This window comes from Comamonas faecalis, assembly GCF_039538025.1.
Classification (GTDB): domain Bacteria; phylum Pseudomonadota; class Gammaproteobacteria; order Burkholderiales; family Burkholderiaceae_C; genus Comamonas_C; species Comamonas_C faecalis.
In genome coordinates, this window is record NZ_BAABBP010000006.1 from 47,417 (window position 1) to 72,048 (window position 24,632).

The 24,632-nt window shown below is 69.3% G+C and carries 24 protein-coding genes; 14 read left to right on the plus strand and 10 right to left on the minus strand.

The annotated features are described in order from the left end of the window. The first annotated feature begins 137 nt into the window (after positions 1 to 137). Positions 138 to 572 (plus strand): DUF1841 family protein, encoded by a 435-nt coding sequence (locus tag ABD767_RS04840; RefSeq protein ID WP_103044940.1) that lies wholly within the window; start codon positions 138 to 140, stop codon positions 570 to 572. A 148-nt stretch (positions 573 to 720) separates the two neighbouring features. Here ABD767_RS04840 and ABD767_RS04845 read toward each other — a convergent pair whose 3' ends face one another. Together ABD767_RS04845 and rpoH are read right to left on the minus strand one after the other, a co-directional pair. Continuing rightward, on the minus strand, positions 721 to 1,734 hold the full coding sequence (locus ABD767_RS04845) for a tripartite tricarboxylate transporter substrate-binding protein (RefSeq protein ID WP_103044941.1): 1,014 nt from the start codon (positions 1,732 to 1,734) through the stop codon (positions 721 to 723). 155 nt (positions 1,735 to 1,889) lie between these two features. Beyond that, a complete protein-coding gene (gene rpoH, locus ABD767_RS04850; RefSeq protein WP_103044942.1) occupies positions 1,890 to 2,825 on the minus strand; it encodes an RNA polymerase sigma factor RpoH in 936 nt (311 codons plus the stop codon). A gap of 311 nt (positions 2,826 to 3,136) precedes the next feature. Here rpoH and cutA point away from each other — a divergent pair, with 311 nt between their 5' ends. Next, positions 3,137 to 3,481: a divalent cation tolerance protein CutA gene (gene cutA, locus ABD767_RS04855; RefSeq protein WP_103044943.1), complete on the plus strand. Its 345-nt coding sequence runs from the start codon at positions 3,137 to 3,139 to the stop codon at positions 3,479 to 3,481. A 7-nt stretch (positions 3,482 to 3,488) separates the two neighbouring features. On the opposite strand, the gene ABD767_RS04860 is transcribed toward cutA, so the two are convergent. Both ABD767_RS04860 and ftsY read right to left on the minus strand, forming a co-directional pair. Beyond that, positions 3,489 to 6,149 (minus strand): EAL domain-containing protein, encoded by a 2,661-nt coding sequence (locus ABD767_RS04860; RefSeq protein ID WP_344868523.1) that lies wholly within the window; start codon positions 6,147 to 6,149, stop codon positions 3,489 to 3,491. 36 nt (positions 6,150 to 6,185) lie between these two features. Then, positions 6,186 to 7,508 (minus strand): signal recognition particle-docking protein FtsY, encoded by a 1,323-nt coding sequence (ftsY, locus tag ABD767_RS04865; RefSeq protein ID WP_103044945.1) that lies wholly within the window; start codon positions 7,506 to 7,508, stop codon positions 6,186 to 6,188. Positions 7,509 to 7,538: 30 nt separating this feature from the next. On the opposite strand from ftsY, the gene ABD767_RS04870 reads away from it, so the two are divergent. The 4 genes from ABD767_RS04870 (at position 7,539) to coaD (ending at position 11,614) form a co-directional block, all read left to right on the plus strand. Beyond that, entirely contained in the window at positions 7,539 to 8,999 is a 1,461-nt protein-coding gene (locus ABD767_RS04870) for a M16 family metallopeptidase (protein WP_425549895.1), read from the plus strand. A gap of 125 nt (positions 9,000 to 9,124) precedes the next feature. Continuing rightward, positions 9,125 to 10,423, plus strand: a complete 1,299-nt coding sequence (locus tag ABD767_RS04875) for an insulinase family protein (RefSeq protein ID WP_103044967.1) — start codon at positions 9,125 to 9,127, stop codon at positions 10,421 to 10,423. Continuing rightward, positions 10,420 to 11,079, plus strand: a complete 660-nt coding sequence (rsmD, locus tag ABD767_RS04880) for a 16S rRNA (guanine(966)-N(2))-methyltransferase RsmD (protein ID WP_344868527.1) — start codon at positions 10,420 to 10,422, stop codon at positions 11,077 to 11,079. The genes ABD767_RS04875 and rsmD overlap by 4 nt, the downstream gene beginning before the upstream one ends. A gap of 55 nt (positions 11,080 to 11,134) precedes the next feature. Further along, entirely contained in the window at positions 11,135 to 11,614 is a 480-nt protein-coding gene (coaD, locus tag ABD767_RS04885) for a pantetheine-phosphate adenylyltransferase (protein ID WP_103044948.1), read from the plus strand. A 182-nt stretch (positions 11,615 to 11,796) separates the two neighbouring features. Here the strand turns inward: coaD and ABD767_RS04890 are convergent, their stop codons facing one another. The 3 genes from ABD767_RS04890 to gpmA all read right to left on the minus strand — a co-directional run bounded on the left by ABD767_RS04890 (position 11,797) and on the right by gpmA (position 14,908). Next, a complete protein-coding gene (locus ABD767_RS04890) occupies positions 11,797 to 12,549 on the minus strand; it encodes a molybdopterin-synthase adenylyltransferase MoeB (protein WP_103044949.1) in 753 nt (250 codons plus the stop codon). A 77-nt stretch (positions 12,550 to 12,626) separates the two neighbouring features. Further along, positions 12,627 to 14,084 carry a S41 family peptidase gene (locus ABD767_RS04895; RefSeq protein ID WP_103044950.1) on the minus strand — a complete coding sequence of 486 codons (1,458 nt, stop codon included), beginning with the start codon at positions 14,082 to 14,084 and terminating at the stop codon, positions 12,627 to 12,629. 80 nt (positions 14,085 to 14,164) lie between these two features. Further along, positions 14,165 to 14,908 (minus strand): 2,3-diphosphoglycerate-dependent phosphoglycerate mutase, encoded by a 744-nt coding sequence (gpmA, locus tag ABD767_RS04900; RefSeq protein ID WP_103044951.1) that lies wholly within the window; start codon positions 14,906 to 14,908, stop codon positions 14,165 to 14,167. Between the two features lie 75 nt (positions 14,909 to 14,983). On the opposite strand from gpmA, the gene ABD767_RS04905 reads away from it, so the two are divergent. The 4 genes from ABD767_RS04905 (at position 14,984) to ABD767_RS04920 (ending at position 17,336) form a co-directional block, all read left to right on the plus strand. Further along, positions 14,984 to 15,391, plus strand: coding sequence for a rhodanese-like domain-containing protein (locus ABD767_RS04905; RefSeq protein WP_103044952.1), 408 nt, complete (start codon positions 14,984 to 14,986; stop codon positions 15,389 to 15,391). Positions 15,392 to 15,465: 74 nt separating this feature from the next. Further along, positions 15,466 to 15,726, plus strand: coding sequence for a glutaredoxin 3 (gene grxC / locus ABD767_RS04910; RefSeq protein ID WP_103044953.1), 261 nt, complete (start codon positions 15,466 to 15,468; stop codon positions 15,724 to 15,726). A 66-nt stretch (positions 15,727 to 15,792) separates the two neighbouring features. After that, a complete protein-coding gene (gene secB / locus ABD767_RS04915; RefSeq protein ID WP_103044954.1) occupies positions 15,793 to 16,269 on the plus strand; it encodes a protein-export chaperone SecB in 477 nt (158 codons plus the stop codon). A 59-nt stretch (positions 16,270 to 16,328) separates the two neighbouring features. Beyond that, positions 16,329 to 17,336 carry an NAD(P)H-dependent glycerol-3-phosphate dehydrogenase gene (locus ABD767_RS04920; protein WP_103044955.1) on the plus strand — a complete coding sequence of 336 codons (1,008 nt, stop codon included), beginning with the start codon at positions 16,329 to 16,331 and terminating at the stop codon, positions 17,334 to 17,336. 70 nt (positions 17,337 to 17,406) lie between these two features. On the opposite strand, the gene ABD767_RS04925 is transcribed toward ABD767_RS04920, so the two are convergent. Next, positions 17,407 to 18,291 (minus strand): LysR substrate-binding domain-containing protein, encoded by an 885-nt coding sequence (locus tag ABD767_RS04925; RefSeq protein WP_103044956.1) that lies wholly within the window; start codon positions 18,289 to 18,291, stop codon positions 17,407 to 17,409. Between the two features lie 133 nt (positions 18,292 to 18,424). Here ABD767_RS04925 and ABD767_RS04930 point away from each other — a divergent pair, with 133 nt between their 5' ends. The 3 genes from ABD767_RS04930 (at position 18,425) to ABD767_RS04940 (ending at position 21,771) form a co-directional block, all read left to right on the plus strand. Further along, entirely contained in the window at positions 18,425 to 19,951 is a 1,527-nt protein-coding gene (locus ABD767_RS04930; RefSeq protein ID WP_344868533.1) for a M81 family metallopeptidase, read from the plus strand. A gap of 23 nt (positions 19,952 to 19,974) precedes the next feature. Next, entirely contained in the window at positions 19,975 to 20,712 is a 738-nt protein-coding gene (locus ABD767_RS04935) for a sulfite exporter TauE/SafE family protein (protein WP_344868535.1), read from the plus strand. A gap of 75 nt (positions 20,713 to 20,787) precedes the next feature. Beyond that, positions 20,788 to 21,771, plus strand: coding sequence for a tripartite tricarboxylate transporter substrate-binding protein (locus ABD767_RS04940; protein WP_344868537.1), 984 nt, complete (start codon positions 20,788 to 20,790; stop codon positions 21,769 to 21,771). Between the two features lie 44 nt (positions 21,772 to 21,815). On the opposite strand, the gene panC is transcribed toward ABD767_RS04940, so the two are convergent. Together panC and panB are read right to left on the minus strand one after the other, a co-directional pair. Then, positions 21,816 to 22,661, minus strand: a complete 846-nt coding sequence (gene panC / locus ABD767_RS04945) for a pantoate--beta-alanine ligase (RefSeq protein WP_344868605.1) — start codon at positions 22,659 to 22,661, stop codon at positions 21,816 to 21,818. A gap of 26 nt (positions 22,662 to 22,687) precedes the next feature. Further along, complete coding sequence (gene panB / locus ABD767_RS04950) at positions 22,688 to 23,572, minus strand: 3-methyl-2-oxobutanoate hydroxymethyltransferase (RefSeq protein ID WP_344868539.1); 885 nt, start codon at positions 23,570 to 23,572, stop codon at positions 22,688 to 22,690. A gap of 179 nt (positions 23,573 to 23,751) precedes the next feature. Here panB and nadC point away from each other — a divergent pair, with 179 nt between their 5' ends. Beyond that, the gene (nadC, locus tag ABD767_RS04955) at positions 23,752 to 24,624 is read left to right on the plus strand and encodes a carboxylating nicotinate-nucleotide diphosphorylase (protein ID WP_344868541.1); all 873 of its coding nucleotides are present in this window, start codon (positions 23,752 to 23,754) and stop codon (positions 24,622 to 24,624) included. Positions 24,625 to 24,632 lie beyond the last annotated feature (8 nt).

Genomic DNA, 24,632 nt, shown 5'->3' on the forward strand with positions numbered 1-24,632 from the left:
ATCCCTGCCTTCTCCCAGAGGGGGAAGGGGTCAAGCAGCCTGTTACCGAGGAATGGGCGTAATGAGGCGGCATTGCCATACGGCACGGGGGCCCATGTGGCCCTCGTTTGCTTGTGCCGCCGTGCTACGCTGACACCATGTTCCAACCCACCCACGCCGACGTCCGGCGCTTTTTTTGCGCCGCGCACGCCAAGCAGCAGGCCGGCCAGCCCATGGAGGCCATCGAGACGCTGGCCGCGCTGTGGATTGCCGAGCACCCTGAATACCACGCCGACCTGGCCGATGCCGACGCCGCCGTCGCGCGCCAGTACAGCGACGGCCCCGAGGGTAGCAACCCCTTTCTGCACCTGTCGATGCACCTGTCGATCAGCGAGCAGTGCAGCGTCGACCAGCCGCGCGGCATCCGCCAGGCGGTGGAACTGCTGGCCGCGCGCCTGGGCTCGCTGCACGATGCCCACCATGCCGCCATGGAATGCCTGGGCCAGATGCTGTGGCAGGCGCAAACCACGCGCCAGCCGCCCGACGGCGATGCCTACGTGGCCTGCGTGCAGCGGAGAGCGACCAGGGATTGATCGCGGGTTTGGTGCAGCGCCCATTGCATGCAGCCCCATCCCACCCTTCCCCCAAAGGGGGAAGGAGCGAGGAACGGTCTTTCTCCCTCCCCCTCTGGGGGAGGGCCGGGGTGGGGGCCAGCGATGCCTCGCCGATCAGCCTGTCCTGCTATTGCGCACTGATTCGCTGCTCGCGGATCACACGGCCCATGGTGGCGGTATCGCGTGCGATGCGCTGGGCCAGGCCCTCGGCCGACGAGCCCACCGCTTGCCAGCCCTGCTGCAGCAGCTGGGCGCGCACCTCGGGGCGACGGGCGATCTCGCCGGTCAGCTCCGACAGGCGCTGGCGCACCGCGGCCGGCATGCTGACCGGCGCGGCGAATGCGTTCCAGATTTCCAGCTCGAAGTCCTTCACGCCCAGCTCGGCCAGGCTGGGCACGCCCGGCGCCAGCGCGCTGCGCCCGCTGGAGGTCACGCCCAGGCGGCGCAGCTTGCCGGCGTCTTCCTGCGACTGCGCCAGCGTCGGTGGCAGCAGTGCCATTTGCAGTTGGTCTCCCAGCATGGCCGTGGCCACTTGGGGGTAGCCGGGGTAGGGAATGTGCAGCGGATTAATGCCGGCCCGGGCTTTCAGCAGCTCCATGCCCAGGTGGCCCACCGTGCCCACGCCGGGCGTGCCGTAGCTCCAGGTGTCGCCCGCCTGGCGCGCGGCCTGCAGAAACGCCGCCGCGTCGGCCGGCACGCCAGTCTGGTGCGCCGGCACCGTCAGCACCAGCGGCGACACGCCGATCAGCGACAGCGGCGCCAGATCCTTGTGCGGGTCGTAGGCCACTTGCGGGTTGAGCAGCTTGGCAATCGTCAGATTGCCGTTGATGAACAGGCCGATGGTGTGGTCGTCGTGCGACCGGGCCACCTGCGCGGCGCCGATGTTGCCGCCCGCGCCCACCTTGTTGTCGACGATCACGCTCTGGCCCAGCGCCCGGGATAGCGGCTCGGCAAACAGGCGCGCGGTCAGGTCGGGCGAGGAGCCGGCCGGAAATCCGACGACCAGGCGCACGGTCTTGCTCGGCCAGCCGGGCGTGGCGGTGGCGCCGCTGGCGCCGTCTTGCGCCAGCGCGCCGCCGCAAACACCGGCCAGCGCCAGTGCCAGCAGGCTGCGTCGTGCCAGGGAAGGGGTTGGATTCATGGATCGATGCTCCGTTGGGCACCGCACCGGGCTTGTCGCTTGGTGTGCCGGGAAGCAGCGGCGTGCGGGCGCGGGCCAGAAAAAAGGCGCGCACCCGGTGGGGTGCGCGCCCTTGATTATCCATCGCCGCAGTGCGGCGCAGGTAGGCCGGTGCGTCAGGCGTATTCGGCCAGCGCCTTGCGCATCTTCTTCATTGCCGCAACCTCGATCTGGCGGATGCGCTCGGCGCTCACGCCGTACTCGGCGGCCAGCTCGTGCAGCGTCATGCCGCCCGATCCGTCGTCGTTGACCTGCAGCCAGCGCTGCTCGACGATGCGGCGGCTGCGCGCGTCCAGGACTTCAAGCGCCTGGTGGATGCCGTCGCTGGCCAGCTCGTCGCGCTGACGCGACGCGATCATCGCCGTCGGCTCGTGCGCCGAGTCGCTCAGGTAGGCGATCGGGCCCCAGGCCTGCTCGCCGTCGTCGCTGGGCGCGGGGTCAAGCAGCACGTCGCGGCCGGACATGCGCGTCTCCATCTCGATGACTTCCTCGCGCTTGACGCCTAGCTGGGTAGCCATCTGGTCGATTTCGTGCTCGGACAGCGTCTCGCGATGCGTGTCGGTGTCCAGCGCGTCGGCCTTGAAGCCCTGCTTCATCGAGCGCAGGTTGAAGAACAGCTTGCGCTGCGCCTTGGTGGTCGCCACCTTGACCATGCGCCAGTTCTTCAGGATGTATTCGTGGATCTCGGCCTTGATCCAGTGCATGGCGTAGCTCACCAGCCGCACGCCCTGGTCGGGGTCGAAGCGCTTGACCGCCTTCATCAGGCCCACGTTGCCCTCCTGGATCAGGTCGCCCTGCGGCAGGCCATAGCCCAGGTACTGGCGTGAAATGGAGACGACCAGGCGCAGGTGCGACAGGATCAGCCGCCCGGCGGCGTCCAGGTCGTTGTCGTTCTTCAGGCGATGGGCGTAGTCTTTTTCCTGCTCGGGCGTGAGCAAGGGCAGGCGGTTGACGGCGCCGATGTAGGCATCCAGATTGCCCAGCGCCGGCACCATAGACCAGACGTTTGCCGGTGCCAGTGCAGTTGCGGCGGATGCAGTCTGGAGGTTCATATCGTTCGTCCTTTGTTGCATGGAGGGATGTTAGCACTCGATTGGATGGAGTGCTAAAGGCAAAGTTCCCTCAGCTGGGCAAAGCGGAGTCAAACACTGTCATATGGGGGCGGCTTGCGCACCTTGTTCCAGTGCGGACAACCGTTGCCGCAATCCGAAAGTTTCATAGTCACGCAGCCAAATAACCTGGCAACGGAAATGCACGGCTTGAGGGACGCAGATGGATGCCCGGTGCCATCTGGCCGCGTGGATAAGGCAGTCGACTTCAGCGCATCATCAGCTCGCCAGGCAGCCCGTGCCAGACTCACGCCATGCACAGCCCCGCCACACCCCAGATCACCATCGTCACCACCACCGTCGCCAGCGCCGCCGACGCCCATCGCCTGGCCTCGGGCTGCGTGCAGGCGCGGCTGGCGGCTTGTGCGCAGGTGGAGGCGATTGCCTCGCACTATGTCTGGCAGGGCGCGCTGCACGAGGATGCCGAGTGGCGCGTGACCTGCAAGACGACGCCGCAGGCGGCGGGCGCCTTGCTGCAGTGGCTGCGCGGCGCGCATCCGTATGAGCTGCCGCAGCTGGTGGCGCAGCCGGCGCAGGCCAGCGCCGACTATGCGCAGTGGGTGGCGCAGCAGGTCGATGCGCCGGGCAGCGGCGTCTGAATGAGGTTTACGCCGTCGGCGCGTGCTGCGCGCGCACCATGGCCTCGAAGTCGGCCAGCGGCATGGGGCGGCCGAACCAGTAGCCCTGGAAGTGACGGCAGCCGCGCTCCAGCAGGATGCGGTGATGGGCCGCGGTCTCCACGCCTTCGGCGATGACCTGCAGGCCCAGTGCGTCGGCCAGGGTGACGATGGCGGTGGCGATGGCCGCGTCCTTGGGGTCGTCGAGCAGGTTGCGCACAAAGCCCTGGTCGATCTTGATCTGCTGCAGCGGCAGCTGCTTGAGGTAGTTCAGGCTGGCGTAGCCGGTGCCGAAGTCGTCCAGGCTCAGCGTCAGGCCCAGGGCGCGCAGCGACTGCATCAGCGCGATCACCGAGTCCAGCTCCTGCAGCAGCAGGCTTTCGGTCAGCTCCAGCGCGATGTGGGCCGGGTCGGCGCCGCTGTCGGTCAGCTGCAGGCGCAGCGTGTCGACAAAGCCGGGCTGGCGAAACTGGCGCGCGCTGACGTTGAGCGAGAGCTTGAGCGGCGCCAGCTGCGGGTCGGCGCGCCAGCGCGCCTGCTGGCACAGGCCTTGCTGCAGTACCCATTGGCCCAGCTCCAGGATTTGCCCGGTCTCCTCGGCCAGTGCAATGAAGGCGCCGGGGGCGACCAGGCCGCGCGTGGGGTGTTGCCAGCGCAAGAGCGCCTCGGCACCGGTGACGCGCCCCTGCGCGTCGACCTGGGGCTGGTAGTACAGCAGCATTTGCTGATCCTGCAGCGCGTGGTGCAGCTCGGCCTGCAGGCGCAGGCGCTGGTCGACGCTGGCCTGCATGGCTGGGTCGAAGAAGTGCAGCTGGTTGCGCCCTTCGTCCTTGGCGCGGTACATGGCCAGATCCGCCTGCTGCAGCAGCGCTTCGGCATTCGTGTCTGTTTCGCTGATCAGCGTGATGCCCATGCTGGCCGTCGGGTGGTGTTCCTGGCCGGCCAGTGCCACGGGCCTGCGCAGCGCGGCCAGGATGCGCTCACCCAGCGTGCGCGCCTGAGCCGCGGCATGGCTGCGGTCATTGCTCAAGAGCGTCAGCAGCACAATGAACTCGTCGCCGCCCAGGCGCGCGACGGTGTCGTGCTCGCGCACGCAGGCCAGCAGCCGCTCGCCGATCTGCACCAGCAGCTGGTCGCCCGCCTGATGGCCCTGGCTGTCGTTGAGTGTCTTGAAGTGGTCGATGTCCAGGAACAGCAGTGCAGCGCATGAACCGCCGCGCGTGCGCCCGGCCAGCGCCTGTTGCAACCGGTCGCCCAGCAGGCGGCGGTTGGGCAGGCCGGTCAGCGCGTCGTACAGCGACAGGTACAGCGCCTGCTTCTCGGCCGCCTTGCGCGCCGAGATGTCGACGTCGATGCAGAACATCTCGGGCGGGCGCCCGGGAACGTGCACAAAGGCGTGGCTGGAGAAGACGTCGACGCTGGCGCCACTCTTGTGGCGCAGACACAGCTCGCCGGCGGCCACAGGCTCGCCGGTGGCGAACATGCGGGCGACGTCGCTGCGCACTTGCTGCTGCATGGCATCGGGGATGATCAGCGCGTACAGGTTGCTGTCCAGTGCCTCTTCGGCGCTATAGCCATACAGCTGTTCGGCCGCCTGGTTCCAGAAGGTGACTGCGCCATCGGCGCGGTAGCCCTGCACCGCAACCGCCGGCATGTCGGCCAGCAGCGTGCGCAGGCGCTGCTCGGACTCTTGCAGCGCCTCTTCCACCTGCATCTGCAGCGTGCGGTCGTGGGCGACGAAGACGACGGCTGCGCGTCCATGCAGCCTCATGCCCTGCGGCCGGCAGCGCGCCTCGAAATGCCGCAGCCCGCTGGGTGTGTTCAGTTCGAAGCGCAGGTTCTGCGGCTGGCCGCTGTGCAGCGTGTAGGCGATGCTCTGCATCAGCTGGCTGGCCATGGGCGCGGGAAGCACGTCATGCAGGCGCCGGCCGACGAGTTGCCGTGCGGGCAGTGCCAGCAGTGAGTCGTCGGGCGTGAGTACCTCCAGATAATGGCCTTCGTCGTCAATGACGAAGATCGGGTCGGGGATGGAGCGGGTCAGCGCGCGCAGGCGGGCGGTGCTGTCCTCCAATTGCTGCTCGGTCTGCTGGCGCTGGTGCGCATCGCGCAGCAGCCAGCCGAGAAACGCCGTGGCCGGGGCGAAAACGAGCACATAGGACAGTGCCAGGTGGCGGTTGACGCGCGTGACCGCAACAGGCTCCAGCACTTGAAACAGTGCCAATATGGCCAGGTGCAGCAGTACGCCGAAGGCAAGCAGGACTGGCAGCGACAGGCGCAGCTGCCGATGCTGGTGCGCCAGGCGCAGTAGCAGCCCGGCACCGGCCGACAACACGATGGCTGCCACCCCGATGGCTGCACCGGTGCCGCCCAGCGCAATACGCGCGGCTGCGGCCAGCAGTACGGCTATGGTAGCGGCCCAGGGGCCGGCAAACAGCGCCGCCATGCTGAGCACGACCGAACGCGCGTCGATGATGACGCCGCTCGCCAGCTGCAGCGGCTGCAGCATGCCGACGATGCAAATGGCGCCAAACAGCAGCCCGGCGAGCAGCTGCAGCGTGCGCGGGTGATTCGTCAGCAGGCGCATTCCGGCGCTGTACAGGAAACACAGCGCCAGCAGCAGTGCGGCACCTTGGGTCAGTTCCAGCAGCATGGGGTGGTTGCGGGCGCTGGGTGTGGCAGTGGGTGGTCAGCCCAGCAGCGCTTGGGCGAATTCGCGCGCGTTGAAGGTCTCCAGGTCTTGCAGCTGCTCGCCCACGCCAATGAAGTACACCGGCACCGGGCGTTCCTGCGCAATCGCCGCCAGCACGCCGCCCTTGGCGGTGCCGTCCAGCTTGGTGACGATCAGCCCGGTGAGCGAGAGCGCGTCGTCGAATGCGCGCACCTGCGCCAGCGCGTTCTGGCCGGTGTTGCCGTCGATGACCAGCAGCACCTCGTGCGGCGCGGTGGCGTCGGCCTTGGTGATCACGCGGCGGATCTTGGACAGCTCCTGCATCAGGTGCAGCTGCGTGGGCAGGCGCCCGGCGGTGTCCACCAGCACCACGTCGCGCCCGCGCGCCTTGCCGGCGGTCACGGCGTCAAAGCTGACCGCGGCTGGGTCGCCGCCTTCCTGGCTGACGATCTCGACCGTATTGCGCGTGGCCCACACGCCCAGCTGCTCGCGCGCGGCGGCGCGGAAGGTGTCGGCCGCGGCCAGCAGCACGCTCTGGCCGTGGTCGGCCAGGTGGCGGGTGAGCTTGCCGATCGACGTGGTCTTGCCCGCGCCGTTGACGCCGGCAACCATGATCACGGTGGGCTGGTGCTCGCCGATGACGAGCGGCTTTTCCAGCGGCGCCAGCAGGTCGGTCAGCGCGTCGGCCAGCAGCGCCTTGACGGCGGCTGGCTCGGTGGCCTTGGCCTCCTTGACGCGCCGGCGCAGGTCATCCAGCAGATGCTGCGTGGCCTTGACGCCGGTGTCGGCCATCAGGAGCGCGTCTTCCAGCTCCTCGTACAGCGTCTCGTCGATGCGCGTGCCGGTGAACACCGTGGTGATGCCGGTGCCGGTCTTGCGCAGCCCGGCCTTCAGGCGCTGCATCCAGCCCTGGCGCGGCTGCTCGGCAGGGGTTTCTGTGGGCAGTGTGTCGACTGCCGGTGCGCTGGGCTGGGGAGCGGGTTGTGGCGTTGGTTCTGCCGCAGCCGTGGGCGAGGGCGCCGCAGCCGGCGTGGGAGCAGGCTCTGGTGCCGGGGTGCTGGCGGGGGATGTTGCTGCTTCAGGGGGCCGTCCGGGCGCAGCGACAGATGCTGGAGCTGGAGCCCCGCCACCCAGCGACTTGCGCAGCCAGCCCAGCGCGCCGCCGGAGGAGGGCGCGGACGCTGGCACTGGGGCGGGCGTTGGTGCGGGCGCAGCAGGCAGAGATTCAGGCGCGGGCGCAGATGCTGCGGGTGCCTGGGCATCCGGCGCAACAGCCGCGTTGGGCGCTGGTGGGGCGTCGCTGGGCGGCGCAGGGGGTTTTTTTTTGAAAAAGCTGAACATTGCAGGGGTTCTTAAAATCACAGCCATTCTATGAAACACATCATCTTCCTCACGGCCGCGCTGGCTTGCCAGCTTGCACTGGCCCAGCCCTCGCTCCAGCCCGCAGCCGCCGCGCCCGCTCAGCGCACGGCGCTGCCCCAGTTGCAGGCCACCAACGGCAACGGCGCCCAGCAGTTCACGCTGGCCAACGGCATGCAGCTCATCGTGCAGCCCGACCGGCGCGCGCCGACGGCGGTGCACATGGTCTGGGTGCGCGTGGGTGCCATGGACGAGGTCGACGGCACCAGCGGCGTCGCCCACGTGCTCGAACACATGATGTTCAAGGGCAGCGCCAAGCTCGGGCCGGGCGAATTTTCGCGCCGCGTGGCCGCACTGGGCGGGCAGGAGAACGCCTTCACCACGCTGGACTACACCGGCTACTACCAGCAGATACCGGCCAACCGCCTGCAGGACGTGATGCAGCTGGAGTCCGACCGCTTTGCCCACAACCAATGGCCCGACGCCGAGTTCGCCAAGGAGATCGAGGTCGTCAAGGAAGAGCGGCGCATGCGCACCGAAGACCAGCCGCGCGCCGCGCTGATCGAGCAGCTCAACGCCGCCACCTTCATCGCCTCGCCCTACCGCCGCCCGGTCGTGGGCTGGATGAGCGACCTGGACGCGATGACGCCGCAGGACGTGCGCGATTTTCACGCGCGCTGGTACGTGCCGCGCAACGCAGTCGTCGTCGTCGCTGGCGACGTCGACGCGCAGCAGGTGCTGGCGCTGGCGCAAAAGACCTATGGGCGCATTGCCGACCGCCCGGTGCCCACGCGCAAGCCGCGCACCGAGCCGCTGCAAAAGGGCGAACACCGCGTGCTGTTCAAGGCGCCGGCCGGCCAGGCCTACGTGGCCATGGCGTTCAAGGTGCCGGCGCTGCGGCGCGTGCAGCAGCTCGAAGACGGCGACCGTGACGCGCTGTCGCTGCTGGTGCTGTCGGCCGTGCTCAGCGGCTACGACGGCGCGCGCCTGGACAAGGCGCTGACCCAGGGCGAGGGCCGTGTGGCCGACGCCGCCAGCGCCTACGCCCGGGTCTTTGGCCGCGGGCCGGCCACCTTCTTGCTGACCGGCGTGCCGGCGCATGGCCAGAGCGCCGAGGCGCTGGAGCAGGCGCTGCGCGCGCAGGTGCAGCGCATTGCCGTTGACGGCGTGGACGAGGCGGAGCTGGCCCGCGTGAAGACGCAGTGGGTGGCATCGACCATCTACGCGCGCGACTCGGTCTTCAGCCAGGCCAACGAGCTGGGCAGCAACTGGGCCCAGGGCCTGCCGCTGGACGCCGAGGAGCGCCTGCTCACGCTGCTGCGCGGAGTGACGCCCGCCCAGGTGCAGGACGTGGCCGCGCGCTACTTTGGCGACGACCAGCTCACCGTGGCCACGCTGGTGCCACAGCCCACGCAGGTGGCGCAGCAGCAGCCGGCCGCCGCCGAGCAACCCATTGCCGCGCCCGTGCGCTGATGCTGGCACGACTCCAAGGATCGACGATGAAGACAAGCCTTGAACAGGGGCGTCGCGCCTCGCTGCGCCGCCCCGGCACTCGTTTGGGACGGTTCGGCCGCCTGGTGCTGACCGGCGCCGCCAGCATGCTGCTGTGGCAAAGCGCCTGGGCGCTGTTGCCCATCGAGCACTGGAGCGAGCCCAGCGGCGCGCAGGTCTGGCTGGTGCACAGCCCGGCCATCCCGATGGTCGACGTGCAGATCGACTTCGACGCCGGCAGCCGGCGCGACCCGGCGGCGCAGGCCGGCCTGGCCAGCGCTGCCGCCATGATGAGCGCCAAGGGCGTGCAGGCCGACGGCGACGCGCCAGCGCTGGACGAGAACGCGCTGGGCCAGGCCTGGGCCGATCTGGGCGCCAGCCTGGATGCCGGCGCCGACCGCGACGCGCTGTCGTTCTCGCTGCGCTCGCTGACCGAGCCCGACCTGCTGGCGCGCGCCGCGCAGCTGGCCGCCCGCGAGATCGGCCAGCCCAGCCTGGACGCCGGCGTGTGGACCAGCGAGCGCGCGCGCTGGCAGGCCAGCCTGCGCGAGGCCGACACGCGTCCGGGCACCATCGCGTCCAAGGCCTATGCCGCCGCGGTCTACGGCGGCCAGTCCTACGGTCAGCGTCCCAGCGCGCAGACGCTGGACGCCATCGGCATTGCCGACATGCAGGCCTGGCGCGCGCACTATCTGCAGGCCTGCCGCGCGCGGGTGAGCATCGTCGGCGCGGTGGACCGCGCGCAGGCGCAGACGCTGGTGCAGACGCTGCTGTCGCGCCTGCCGCAGCAGGACGCGGGCGGCTGCGCGCCGTTGCCCGCCGTGCCCGACGCCCAGCCGCTCAAGACGGCCGAGCAGGAGAGTATCCCGTTCCACTCGGCGCAGGCGCATGTGCTGATCGGCCAGCCCGGCATCAAACGCAGCGACCCGGACTTCCTCGCGCTGCTGGTGGGCAACCACATCCTGGGCGGCGGCAGCTTCACCTCGCGGCTGATGCAGCAGGTGCGCGAGCAGCGCGGCCTGAGCTACAGCGTGGGCAGCGGCTTCTCGCCCGGGCTGAACGTGGGCGCCTTTACCGTCGCGCTGCAGACGCGCCCCGACCAAGCCAAGGAAGCGGTGCGCGTGACGCGCGAAGTGATCGCCAAATTCGTCGCCGACGGCCCGACCGAGGCCGAGCTGCGTGCCGCCAAGGACAACCTGATCGGCGGTTTTGCGCTGCGCATCGACAGCAACCGCAAGCTGCTGGGCAACGTGGCCAACATCGCCTGGAACGGCCTGCCGCTGGACTACCTGGACCACTGGACCGAGCGTGTGCAGGCGCTCACTTTGCCGGACGTGCGCGCGGCCATGCAGCGCACGCTGCAGCCCGAGCGCATGGTCACGGTAATCGTCGGAGGCCAGCCTTGAGCGGGCGCGCGGCGCGCACGCCCACCGCGGGCAGGGCGAGCAAGCCGGGCGCGGCAAAAGCCAAGGCCGCTGCCGCGCCAACGGGTACGGGCGAGATCCGCATCATCGGCGGGCGCTTCAAGCGCACCCGGCTGGCGGTGGCGCAGCACCCCGGCCTGCGTCCCACGCCCGACCGCGTGCGCGAGACGCTGTTCAACTGGCTGGGCCAGGATCTGGCTGGCTGGCGCTGCATCGACGTGTTTGCCGGCACCGGCGCGCTGGGGCTGGAGGCCGCCTCGCGCGGCGCGCAGGCCGTGCTGCTGGTCGAGAGCGACGCGCAGCTGGTGCAGCAGCTGCAGCGCCACGTGCAGCGCCTGGGCGCTGGCGACGTGGTGCAGTTGCGCCGCGGCGACGGGCTGCAGGCGCTGGCGCAGCAGGCATCGGCCAGCCTGGATCTGGTGCTGATCGACCCACCATTCGGCGAGGGCGCCTGGTTCGAGCCGGCGCTCAAGGCCGCGCGCCGCGCGCTGGCGCCCACGGGCTTTGTCTACCTGGAGGCGCCGCACGCCTGGGACGACGCCGCGCTGGCGCCGCTGGGCCTGGCGCTGCACCGCTACCTGAAGGCGGGCGCGGTGCATGCGCATCTGCTGCGCCTGGCGGACGCGGCCCCGGCCTGAACGCGGTTTTGGCGACAATGCCCGCATCCAACGTCGCTACGAAAGAGTCTGTCCCATGTCCGTGCTTGCCGTCTTCCCCGGAACCTTCGACCCCATCACGCTGGGCCACGAGGACATGCTGCGCCGCGCCAGCGCGCTGTTCGACGGGGTGATCGTCGCGGTGGCGATGGCCCACCACAAGAAGACGCTGTTCACGCTGGACGAGCGCCTGGAGATCACGCGCGAGGCGCTGGCCGACCTGCCCAAGGTGCGGGTGCTGCCGTTCGACGGGCTGGTCACCGAGTTCGCGGTCGCCCAGGGCGCGCAGGTCATGGTGCGCGGCCTGCGCTCGGGCACCGACTTCGACTACGAATACCAGCTCGCCGGCATGAACCGCCACCTGCGCCCGGAGCTGGAAACGGTGTTTCTCACCCCCGGCGCGCAGGTGCAGCACATCAGCAGCACCCTGGTGCGCGAGATCGCGCAGCTCAAGGGGCGGGTTGAGGCGCTGGTGTCGCCGACGGTGCTGGAGTGGCTGCAGCGCAGGCTGGGTTGAGGCGGGTACGACTGGGGGGGTGATCACGCTCCTGTTGGGCATCCATCGCGGCGAGGGCGCCGCTCCTACGAATGCATCGATCGCGGCGAGGTATTCGCGGCGACGGCGCTGTTTTCCCGTAGGAGCGGCGCCTCCGCCGCGATCAACGCCAGCGCAGCAGCCATCGGCCCGTGAGCGAATTCTCAGCGCGCCGCAGCGCACACCGGGCAGTCCGGGTCGCGCGGAATCTGCATTTCGCTCCAGCGCATGCTGCGCCCGTCCAGCATCAGCAGCCGCCCGGCCAGTGACTGGCCGACGCCGGCGATCAGCTTCAGCGCCTCGGCCGCCTGCACGGTGCCGATGATGCCGACCATCGGCGCGAACACGCCCAGCGTGGCGCAAGCGGCTTCCTCGAAGTCGGCGTCGGGCGCGAACAGGCAGGCGTAGCAGGGGCTGCGGCCATCGCGCGTGTCATAGACCGTGACCTGGCCATCGAAGCGGATGGCTGCGCCCGCCACCAGCGGCTTGCGCGCCTGGACGCAGGCGGCATTGATGGCGTGGCGCGTGCGGTAATTGTCGGTGCAGTCCAGCACCACGTCGGCGCTGGCGGCCAGCTGCGCCAGGCGTTGCTGATCCACGCGCTCGTGCACGCAGGTGACCGCGACGCCCGGGTTGATCTCATGCAGCGCCTGCGCGGCCGACTGTGTCTTGGGCTGGCCCACGCGCGCCGTGGTGTGGGCGATCTGGCGCTGCAGATTGGTCAGGTCGACCACGTCGTCGTCCACCAGCGTGATGCGTCCGACGCCCGCGGATGCCAGGTACAGCGCCGCCGGCGATCCGAGGCCGCCGGCGCCGATGATCAGCGCGTGCGCGGCCAGCAGGCGCTCCTGGCCCTCGATGCCGATCTCGTCGAGCATGATGTGGCGCGCGTAGCGCAGCAGCTGGTCGTCGTTCATCGCGGTGTCTCTTGCATGAAAAAGGCCGGGCGGGCCCGGCCTGTGTGCGTACCTTCAGCGGGCCGAAGGTGCGTGCATCACTCGCTCGCGTCGTCGGCGGTGTCTTTCTTTTCTGCCGGGCGCTCGACCTGGGTCTTGCTGGCCTGCACCGGCTGGCCCTTGAGCTGGTTGAGCGCCTGCGCCAGCTGGAAGTCCTTGTCCGAGCCGTACTCGGGCAGCTTGGGCCGCTCGGCGTGTGGCTTGGTGGCTTCGTCCTCCAGGCGCTTGCGCGCCTCTTCGCGGGCCTTCTCGCGCTCTGCACTGGCCTCTTTCTCGCCCTGGCCGTTGGTCAGGTGTTTCTCCAGGTCGGCCTCGCGCAGGCGCAGCGCTGCGTAGGGGTCGCCCTCGGCGGTCTCGTCGATCATCACGTCCGGCACGATGCCGCGCGCCTGGATCGAGGTACCGTTAGGTGTGTAGTAGCGTGCCGTGGTCAGCTTGATTCCGGTGTCGGGTCCCAGCGGGCGCACGGTCTGCACCGAGCCTTTGCCAAAGGTCTGGCTGCCCATGATGGTGGCGCGCTTGTGATCCTGCAGCGCGCCGGCGACGATTTCGCTGGCGGACGCCGAGCCCTCGTTGACCAGCACGACCAGCGGCAGGCCGCGGAACTGCGCCGGCAGGCGCTTGAGCGGGTCGCCCTGGCCGCGGCGCGCGTAGTACTCGGGCGCGGCGCGCAGTGTGGACTTGCTCTCGGGCAGTTGGCCGTTGGTGGAGACGACGACCGACTCGTCGGGCAGGAACGCCGCCGAGATCGCCACGGCAGCATCGAGCAGGCCGCCCGGGTCGTTGCGCAGATCGAGTACCAGGCCCTTGAGGTGGGGTTCCTGGCGGGTGATTTCCTCGGCCTTGCGCACGAAGTCGTCGACGGTGCGCTCCTGGAACTGCGACAGGCGGATCCAGGCGTAGCCGGGTTCGACCAGCTTGCCCTTGACCGACTGGGTCTTGATTTCCTCGCGCGTGATCGTCACCGGGAAGCTGCGGTTCTCGCTCCTGCGCAGGATGGTCAGCTGCACGCTGGTGTTGGGCTCGCCGCGCATGCGCTTGACCGCGTCGCTCAGCGACAGGCCGCGCACCGCGGTGTCGTCGATCTTGGAGATCAGGTCGCCGCTCTTGAGGCCGGCGCGGTCGGCGGGCGTGCCTTCGATGGGCGAGACGATCTTGATCAGGCCGTCTTCCTGCGTGATCTCTATGCCCACGCCGACGAACTTGCCCGACGTGCCTTCCTTGAATTCCTTGAACGACTTCTTGTCGAAGTACTGCGAGTGCGGATCCAGGCTTGCGACCATGCCCGAGATCGCGTCGGTGATCAGCTTTCTGTCATCGACGGGCTCGACGTAGTCGCTCTTGATCAGCCCGAACACGGCCGACAGCTGCTGGATTTCCTCGAGCGGCAACGGTGCCATGGCGCCGCGCGCCACGGTCTGCAGCGACACGGTGGTCAGCGCGCCGGCGACCACGCCCACGCCGATCCAGCCTGCAATCTTGAGTTTCTGCCCCATATCTTCCCTTCACGCCAGAGGCGCAATATACCGCTTGGAGCGGCCCGCCCGCGGGCGGTTCCCCGGGCGGCAGGCGTGTTTCAGGCCTTGCCCTGGGCGGCTACGGCAGCCGCGGCCTGCGCTACGGCCTGAGCGTCGCCCAGGTAGTAGCTGCGCAGGGGTTTCAGGTCGGCGTCCAGCTCATAGACCAGAGGAATGCCGTTGGGGATGTTCAGGCCGACGATGGCGTCGTCGGAGATGCCGTCCAGGTATTTGACCAGCGCGCGCATCGAGTTGCCGTGCGCGGAGACCAGCACGCGCTGGCCGCTGCGAATCGCAGGAGCGATCGCCTCGTTCCAGTAGGGCAGGACGCGCGCGACGGTGTCCTTGAGGCACTCGGTCAGCGGTACCTGGCCGGGCGCCAGCCGGGCGTAGCGCGGGTCGGCCGCCTCGCTGCGCGGGTCTTGCGGATCGAGCGCCGGCGGCGGCGTGTCGTAGCTGCGCCGCCACACCAGCACCTGCTCGTCGCCGTACTGCTTGGCGGTCTCGGCCTTGTTCAGCCCCTGCAGCGCGCCGTAGTGGCGCTCGTTCAGGCGCCAGCTGTGCTGCACCGGCAGCCAGGTGCGATCCATCGCATCCAGGCAGTGCCACAGCGTGTGCGTGGCGCGCTTGAGCACGCTGGTGAAGGCCAGGTCGAAGTCGTAGCCCTCGCTGCGCAGCAGCCGGCCGGCCTCTTGCGCCTGTGCAATGCCCTTGGGAGTCAGCTCGACGTCGGTCCAGCCGGTGAAGCGGTTTTCAAGATTCCAGGTGGATTCACCGTGGCGGATCAGAACGAGTTTGTACATGGCAAGGGCCGGGAAGTTTCTGGTCAAAACCAGGCATTTTAGAATGACGGGCTTTGCACTAGCCTGAGGACAGCCGTGAACTTCATCGTCGAGAACTGGTATTGGATTGTTGCCGCGCTGGCATCGGGCGCCTTGCTGGCCCTGCCCATGCTCAAGGGCGGCGGCATGGGCGGCGTGTCGGCCGCGCAGGCGGTGCAGTTGATCAACCGTGAAAAAGCCGTCGTGATCGACGTGTGCGACGCTGCCGAGTACGCCGGTGGCCACGTGGGCGGCGCCAAGAACGTGCCGCTGGCAGAACTTGCCGAGCGCCTGCCCCAGGTGGTCAAGAACAAGGCGGTGCCGGTCATTCTGGTGTGCGCGCGTGGCGGGCGGGCGCGCCGCGGCGCCGACATTGCGCGCAAGCTCGGCTACGACAAGGCGCAGGTGCTCGCCGGCGGCCTGGCTGCCTGGCGCGAGGCCAGCCTGCCGGTTGAAAAATCCTGATACGCCCCAAGCTGGGCAGATGGGCGTGCCGCAGCCGGCGCCGCCTGCTTCGTGAACCTCCAAGGAATACCGCCATGCAAGCCGTGAAGATGTACACCACCGCCGTCTGCCCCTATTGCGTCCGTGCCAAGCAACTGCTGAAGGCGCGCGGCGTCGAGCAGATCGAGGAGCTGCGCATCGACACCGACCCGGCCGCGCGCCAGCAGATGATGGAGACGACCGGGCGGCGCACCGTGCCGCAGATCTTCATCGGCAGCACGCACGTGGGCGGCTGCGACGAGCTGATGGCGCTGGACGCGCGCGGCGAGCTGATGCCGCTGCTGCAGGCCGCATAATCTGCCGCTGGCCCGCCGCACCTCCGGCGGGCTTTGCCATCCCACCATCACCGAGAGACCCAGACCATGGCCGACCAAGACCAAAACGCCGCGCAGGACAGCGCACCCGTCTTCCAGATCCAGCGCGTGTACCTGAAGGATTTGTCGCTGGAGCAGCCCAATTCGCCCGCCATCCTGCTCGAACAGGTGCAGCCCAACGTCGACATCCAGCTGGGCGTGCAGGCCAACAACGTGGTCGAGGGCATCTTCGAGATCTGCGTCACCGCGACGGTGCACACCAAGGTGGGCGAGAAGACCATGTTCCTGGTCGAGGCCAAGCAGGCCGGCATCTTCGAGATCCGCAACATCCCGCAAGAGCAGATGAACGCGGTGGTCGGCGTGGCCTGCCCGCAGATCATCTACCCCTACCTGCGCGGCAACGTGGCCGACGTGATCAACCGCGCGGGCTTCCCGCCGGTGCACCTGGCCGAGATCAACTTCCAGACCATGTTCGAGCAGCAGCAGCTGGCGCAGGCCGACGAAGCCAGCGCCACCGTGCAGTAACCACTCCCGTCTGTCGCGCCACGGCGGCGCGTGCCAGTCGAATGAGCAGGAGAGCAGCCATGCGCATCAGCGTTCTGGGAGCGGGCGCCTGGGGCACGGCGATCGCCATCAGCGCCGCCAGCCACAGCGACGCACACCGGGTGCGGCTGTGGGCGCGCGACGCAGCGCATGCGCGCACCCTGCAGGCCGCGCGCGAGAATGCGCGCTATCTCGCTGGCGTGCGCTTGCCCGATTCCCTTGACGTCGTCAGCGGCCCTGTCGCGCCGCTGCTGCACGACTGCGACCTGGTCGTGCTGGGCGCGCCCATGGCCGCGCTGCGCGAGCAACTGGCGCTGGTGCAGGGCGCGCAGGCGCCCGTTGCCTGGCTGTGCAAGGGCTTTGAGGCCGGCACCGGCCTGCTGGCGCACGAGGTCTGCGCCCAGGCCACGCCGCAGCTGCGAGCAGGCGCGCTCAGCGGCCCCAGTTTTGCGCTGGAGGTAGCGCGCGGCCAGCCCACCGCGCTGGTGGCCGCCAGCAGCCACGCCGCGGTGCGCCAGGCGCTGGTGCAGGCGCTGCACGGCCCGCACCTGCGCGTCTATGCCAACGAGGACATCGCCGGCGTCGAGGTCGGCGGCGCGGTCAAGAACGTGCTGGCCATTGCCACCGGCCTGTGCGACGGCCTGCAACTGGGCCTGAATGCGCGGGCGGCGCTGATCACCCGCGGCCTGGCCGAGATGACCCGCCTGGGCCTGGCGCTGGGCGCGCGCGCCGAGACCTTCATGGGCCTGTCGGGCCTGGGCGATCTGGTGCTCACCGCCACTGGCGACCTCTCGCGCAACCGCCGCGTCGGCCTGCTGATGGCCGAGGGCAGGACGCTGCAGCAGGCGGTCGACTCGCTGGGCCACGTGGCCGAGGGCGTCTACAGTGCCCGTACCGTGGTGCAGCGCGCGCGCGTCGTCGGTGTTGAGATGCCGATAGCCGAGGCGGTCGTTGCGCTGCTGGATGGGCGGTTGCAGGCGCAGGATGCGGTGGCGCGCCTGATGGAGCGTGATCCGGCGTCGGAGGGGTGGCGCGGGGCAGTTGATTGACGACCTGGAGTGAAAGTGAGTGCGCCGCCGGGCGCACATCCCGGCCAGCAACGTCCAAACGATCCAGCCCCTACCCAAACCTCTCCACAATCAAATCCCGCACCCGCGCCGCCGTCGGCGTCAGCGGGTACTGGCGCGGCCAGGCCAGATTCAGGTGGGTGCGCAGCTGCACACCTTCCAGCGCCACCAGTGGCGGCAGGCCCGTAGCCAGCCGTCCGAAGCTTTGCGGCGCGAATGCGACGCCCAAGCCCCTGTGCGCCATCAGCAGCATGGGCAGCGTCTCGCCGCCCCAATACACCACGTTGGGCACAAAGCCCGCGTTCTGGCAGGCGCGCAGCACCATGTCGGAAATCCCGGTCCCCAGCGGAGACTGGTGCAGCAGGAAGCGGTCGCCGCGCAAGTCGCGCAGCCGCACCCGGTCGCGGCCTGCCAGTGGATGCTGCGGCGGCAGCGCCAGGCACAGGGGCTCGTCCAGGATGACCCGCGTCTCCAGCTCCGGCGTGGCGTATTCACTGCGCGAGATGACCAGATCCAGGCCGCGCTCGCGCAAGCGCTGCAGCATGTGGCCCGCCTCGCCTTCCTGCACGTGGATGGTGATGTCCAGGCCATCCGCTTCCAGCGCCTGCATCACGTCGGGCATGACGAACAGGCTGGCCGCCGTGGCGCAGCCGATACGGACGCTGCCGCGCGCGCCCTGCTCGGCCTCGCGAAGTTCGCGGCGCATGGTTTGCAGGCTGGCCAGCAGCGCCTTGGCGCGCAGGTAGAACAGCTCGCCCGTCGTCGTGGGTACCAGCCGGTGGCCGCTGCGATCGAACAGCGTCACGCCCAGCTCGTCCTCCAGCTTGCGCAGCAAGATGCTCAGTGGAGGCTGCGTCATGTGCAGGCGCGTGGCGGCGGCGGACACGCTGCCCTGCTCATAGACGGCGACAAAGCATTTCAGGCGATGTTCATTCATATGTAAACTGAATAATAAAACATTTTATATATATTGGACATTGGTTTATCGCCTTTCTACACTGCAACGCAAGCCCGGTATGCGCCCTCCAGGCCGCCGGAGGAATGCACGCATGAACGCGGGAAACCAAGCCATGAAATTAGTCGTCGCCCTGATGCGCCACGAGACCAATACCTTCTCGCCCATCACCACCGTGTACAGCGACTTTCGCCGCGGCACCGGCGATGGCCCGGCCTTTGGCGAGGCGGCGCGCCTGGCCTGCGAGGGCACGAAGAACGCCGCCACCGCCTACCTGGACATGGCGCGCGAGATGGGGGCCGAGGTGGACTTTGCCGTCTACGCCGGCGCCGTGCCCAGCGGCGTGGTGACGCGCGAGGCCTTCGAGACCCTGTGCGACGCCGTGGTGCAAAGCGCATCCCAGGGCTGCGACGCCATCCTGCTGGATCTGCACGGCGCCATGGTGGCCGAGGGCTACCCGGACGCCGAGGGCGAGCTGCTGCGCCGCCTGCGCGCGTGCACTCCGCCGGGCCTGCCGATCGGCGTGGCGCTGGACTTCCACGCCAATTTCAGCAGCGAACTGATCCGCAACGCCACGGTCATCGCCGGCTACTGCACCTACCCGCACGTGGACATCTACGAGACCGGCGAGCGCGTGGCGCGCAGCATCCGCGCCCGGCTGGAGGGGAAAAGTCAGCCCACGCTGCTGTGGCGCCGCCTGCCCATGCTGACGCACATGCTGCGCCAGACCCCCGCCATGCAGCCCATGAAGGACATCATGGATCGCGCCATGCAGGCCGAGCGTGATGGCGAGGTGTGCAATGCCTCCATCTTCGGCGGCTTTCCGCTGTCGGACATTCCGTACGCGGGCCTGTCGGTGGTCATTGCGGCGGAGCGCGGCAAGATCAAGGAAGGCGCGCGCCTGCTCGACGAGCTGTGCGAGCTGGCCTGGTCGCGCCGCGCGGACTTCGTCTTCCCCAGCGAGCCCGTGCCCCAGTCCATCGCCCATGCCAAGAGCCTGAGCGAAGGCCCGGTGCTGCTCATCGACCATGGCGACAACTGCGGCGCCGGCGGGGTCACCGACATCATGGACGTGCTCGAAGAGGTGCTGAAACAAGGCCTGGAGGACGTGGTCGCCGGCCCCTTCTGGGATCCGGCCACGGTGGCCACGCTGTTCGAGCGCGGCGTGGGCGCCGAGGTCACGGTGGACGTGGGCGGCAAGACCGACATGCCGGCCCTGGGGCTCAAGGGGCGTCCGCTGCGCCTGACGGGCGTGGTCGAGCGCCTGACGGATGGCGAATACACTGTCACCGGCCCCATGTTCACGGGCGTGCGCCAGAGCCTGGGCCGCACCGCCGTGCTGCGCGTGGGCACGGTGCAGGTCTTCATCAGCGAGCGGCCGCAGGAGCCCTACGACGCCGGCGTGTTCACCCATGCCGGCGTGGATCCGGCCCGGTGCAAATACGTGCTGCTCAAGTCGCGCCAGCATTTCCGCGCCGGGTTCGGGCCGTTTGCCAAACACGTCGTGCTCGTCAGCGGGCCGGGCGTGTGCAGCTCGGACTACGGGCTGTTTCCGTTCAAGCACCTGGGCCGCCCCATTTATCCGCTGGACGCCGACACCACCCCGGCCGATGGTGAGCGTTGGGTGCCGGCCGTCGCCTGATCGACTGAACCGTAGCAACCACCATGCAGGAACTGCTCTACCCCGCCGCGGTGGTGTTGCTGGGCTACGTGGTGCTGGGCATCACGGGCTTTGGCTCGGCCCTGGTCATCGTGCCCCTGCTGGCATGGCGCTGGCCGCTGGCCGAGGTCGTGCCCCTGGTACTGCTGCTGGACGTGCCGGCCTCGCTGCTGCTGGGTGGGCTGAACCTGCGCCACGTCAACTTTGCCGAACTGCGGCGCCTGCTGCCGGGCATGGTGGCGGGCGCCTTGGTCGGCCTGTGGCTGTCGGCCCGGCTGGACAGCCGCTGGCCCCTGCTGGCCCTGGGCCTGTACGTGGCGGCCGTGGGCGCACAAGCGCTGCGCGGTGCGCCGGCCCGGCGCCGGCAGCTGGCCGCGCCCTGGGGCCATGCCGCGGGCAGCGCCATCGGCCTGGTGGAAATGCTGTTCGGCACGGCCGGCCCGCTGGTGGTCGCCTGGCTTGCCCGGCGCCTGCCCGACGTGATGGCGCTGCGCGCCAGCACGCCGGTGGTGATCACCGTCAGCGCCTGCGCGGTGCTGCTGACCATGGGCGCGTCGGGGCGGCTGTCGCACACCGAGCTGTGGCAGCGCTGGCTGGTGCTGCTGGCCGTCGCCGCTGTGGGCGTGGTGCTGGGCCACCACGCGGCCCGGCGTGTGTCACCCGAGATGCTGCGCCGGCTGATCTGCGCGCTGCTGGTTGCCAGCGGCCTGGCGCTGGTCGTGCACGCCATCGGCGCGCATTGACGGCGAGGAGTACGCCGCGCACTTTTTTCACCCCGTTTCGCCACAACATCCCAACCATCCAAAGGAGTAGGAGACATGTCCCTCACAACCATTGCCAAAATCACGGGCACCGCGCTGTGCGCCGCGCTGGTCGCCACCACGGCGGCGGCACAGACCGCGTCGAGCACGCCGCTCAAGATCGTCATCGGCTTTTCCGCTGGTGGGGCGCTCGACAGCATGTCGCGCGCCATGGCCGAGAAGCTGCGCACCGACCTGGGGCGCACCGTCATCGTCGACAACAAGCCCGGCGCCAGCACCCATATCGCGCTGATGACGGTCAAGCGCGCAGCGCCCGACGGCAACACCGTTCTGATCAGCCCGGCGCCGCCCTTCGTCACTCACCCGCTGACCTATGACAAGCTGCCCTTCGATCCGGACAAGGACATGATCCCCGTGGCCCACCTGGCCGACACGCCGCTGGTGGCCACGACGTCGGCGAAAAGCCCTTATTCGTCGATGCGCGAGTACCTGGACTGGGTCAAGAAGAATCCGAACGAGACCGGCGTTGGCATGGTGTCGATGGGTGGCGTGCTGCACTTCGGCCTGCTGGAGATGAACCAGAAGATGAATCTGGATCTGACGCCCGTCGCCTACAAGGGCGCGCCGTCGATGCTCACCGACGAAATCGGCGGCGTACTGCCCATCGGCATGGACATCGTCGGATCGGCGTCGGAGCTGGAGAAGGCCGGCAAGATCAAATACTTGGGCGTGCCGGGTATGGAGCGCTCCAGGCTGATTCCCAACGTCCCCACGTTCAAGGAGCAGGGCGTGCTGGGCTTCGAGCAGGCATCGAGTTGGTACGCCGCCTATGTGCCCGTGGGCACGCCGGCCGATGTCGTGAGCCGGTTGGAGAAGGCGATGATCGAGATCGTCAAAGACCCCGACTTCGCGGCAAAGATGGAGCAGATCGGCATCGTTACCACCGGCATGCCCGGCGCCGAGGTTACGGCCCTGATCCGGGCTCAGCGCGAAGCGTCGCGGCCCATTGTCGAGAAATCGGGGTATCGGGTTACGCAGTAACGGCAGTTGACGGCGCGCAGCAACGGCCAAAAATACCCGGGAAACTAAAACTCCAGGTTGTCGATCAACCGCGTGCCATCCAGCCGCGCAGCGCCCAGCGCAACCAGCTGGCCGGCCTGGGGCGCGCCAACGGGGGGCGAAAGGTCACTACGCTCGCGCACCGTCAGGTAGTCGGCCTCCCAGCCCTGGGCACTGAGCGTTTGCAGCGCGTGCGCTTCGAGCGCCGCCAGGTCGGCGCCGGGCTGCAGCGCCGCGTCGGCCAGCGCGCGCAGCGCCTGCGACAGCTGCACCGCGCGGCTGCGGGCGGCGGCGTCCAGGTAGCCGTTGCGCGAGCTCAGCGCCAGGCCGTCGCCGGCGCGCGCGGTCTCGCCGGCGACGATGGCGATGGGCAGCGCGAACTGCTGCACCATGTGGCGGATCACCATCAGCTGCTGGTAGTCCTTCTTGCCGAAGACCGCGGTGCCGCCGCCGCTGGCGAAGAACACGGCCGAGAACAGCTTCATCACCACGGTGCAGACGCCGGCGAAGAACCCCGGGCGAAAGTGCCCTTCCAGCATGCCGTCCAGCTGCGGGTCGGGCTGCACGGTAAAGGTCTGAGGCTGGGGGTAGAGGTCGGACTCGCGCGGGGCGAACAGCAGGTCGCAGCCGGCGGCCTGCAGCGCGTCGCAATCGGCCTGCCAGGTGCGCGGGTAGCTGTCGAAGTCCTCGTGCGGCGCGAACTGCAGGCGGTTGACGAAGATGCTGGCTACGCTCACGTCGCCCAGCGGCCTGGCCTGCGCGACGAGCGACAGGTGGCCGGCGTGCAGATTGCCCATGGTGGGAACGAAGGCGGGGCGCCCGCGCCCGGCAAGGGCGGCGCGCAGGTCGGCAATGGTGTGGACGATGTGCATGGAGGGGCGGATGCGTCGGGAATAGGTCACCAGGCGTGCAGGGCGTCGTCGGGGAAGCTGCCGTTCTTGACGGCCTGGACATAGGCCTCGATCGCGCCCTTGACGCTGCCCGCGTCCTGCATGAAGTCGTGCACGAACTTCGGGTTCTTGCCCAGGTTCACGCCCAGCATGTCGTGCAGCACCAGCACCTGGCCGGCCGTGCCCTTGCCCGCGCCGATGCCGATGGTGTGGCAGTGCGTCAGCTCCTGCGTCAGGCTGGCCGACAGCTGGGCGGGCACCATCTCCAGCACCAGCATGGAGGCGCCGGCGTCCTGCAGCTGCAGCGCGTGGTGGCGCAGCTCGGCGGCCTGCGCGTCGCCGCGGCCCTGCACGCGGTAGCCGCCCAGCGCGTGCACGGTCTGCGGCGTCAGACCCAGGTGGGCGCAGACGGGGATGCCGCGCTCGACGAGAAAGTCCACCGTGGGCGCGGTCCAGCCGCCGCCTTCGAGCTTGACCATGTGCGCACCTGCCTGCATCAGCACGCTGGCGCTGCGCAGCGCCTGCTCGCGCGACTCCTGGTAGCTGCCGTAGGGCAGGTCGGCAATGACCCAGGCCGTGCCCTGGGCGCGGTGCAGGCCGCGCGTGACGCTTTCGGTGTGATAGGCCATGGTCTGCAGGCTTACGCCCACGGTGCTGTGCAGGCCCTGGCAGACCATGCCCAGCGAGTCGCCCACCAGGATGCATTCGACGCCGGCGGCGTCGGCCACCGCGGCAAACGTGGCGTCGTAGGCGGTGAGCATGGTGATTTTTTCGCCCTCGGCGCGCATCTGCGTTAACCGCGGCAAGCTGATGGGCTTGCGCCGGGGCAGGGGCGAGGCCGGCGGCAGCGTGCCGTAGGGCGTTCCGGTGGTGGTGGCGGGGATGGCGGACATGGCTGGGTCTCCTGGGGCTTCTGGGGCTCTTGGCGGCGCAAAAAACGCAGAACGCGGTGAGTCTATGCGTTTATGTTGCACCGCACCAGCGCAGCGCGCCCATGGTGCCAGGGTTGAAGGCGTGGGTGATGGCCCTATGTCTCTTGCGCTGGCGCGCCAGCCGCTATGCTTGTCGCCCCATGAAACAACCCCCTATCGACAACGAGATGAACCCCCAGGCCATTGCCGCGCAGGCGCAGGACGACGTGCGCCGCGCCTTGCAGGAAGACGTGGGCGGCGGCGACCTGACCGCCGCCCTGGTGCCCGAGGGCCAGCGCGTGCGCGCGCGCATCCTGGCGCGCGAAGCGGCCGTGGTGTGCGGCGCGCCCTGGGCCGAGGCGACGCTGCGCGCGCTCGCGCCCGATGCGAGCATCACCTGGCAGGTGGCCGAAGGCGGGCGCTGCGCGCCCGACCAGGTGGTGCTGGAGGTCGAAGGCCCGGCGCGCGCGCTGCTGACGGCCGAGCGCACCATGCTCAATTTCCTGCAGCTGCTGTCGGGCGTGGCGACCAAGACGGCCACCTACGTGCAGGCGGTCGAAGGCACGCGCGCGCGCATCGTCGACACGCGCAAGACGCTGCCCGGCCTGCGCGTGGCGCAGAAGTACGCGGTGAGCGTGGGCGGCGGGCTCAACCACCGCATGGGCCTGCACGACGCGGTGCTGATCAAGGAAAACCACATTGCCGCCGCCGGCGGCGTGGCGCAGGTACTGCGCGCGGCCCAGGCCGTGGCGGCGCGCGCGCGCTTCGTCGAGATCGAGGTCGAGACACTGGCGCAGCTGCGCGAGGCACTGGACGCCGGCGCCGCCATGGTGCTGCTGGACAACATGCCGCTGCCCGTGCTGCGCGAGGCGGTGCAGATCAACGCCGGGCGCGCGGTGCTGGAGATATCCGGCGGCGTGACGCTGGACGGCCTGCGTGCGCTGGCCGAGACCGGCGTGGACCGCATCTCGATCGGGGTGCTGACCAAGGACGTGCGGGCCACCGATTTTTCGATGCGCATGCAAGTGTTGTGAGGAGTCGA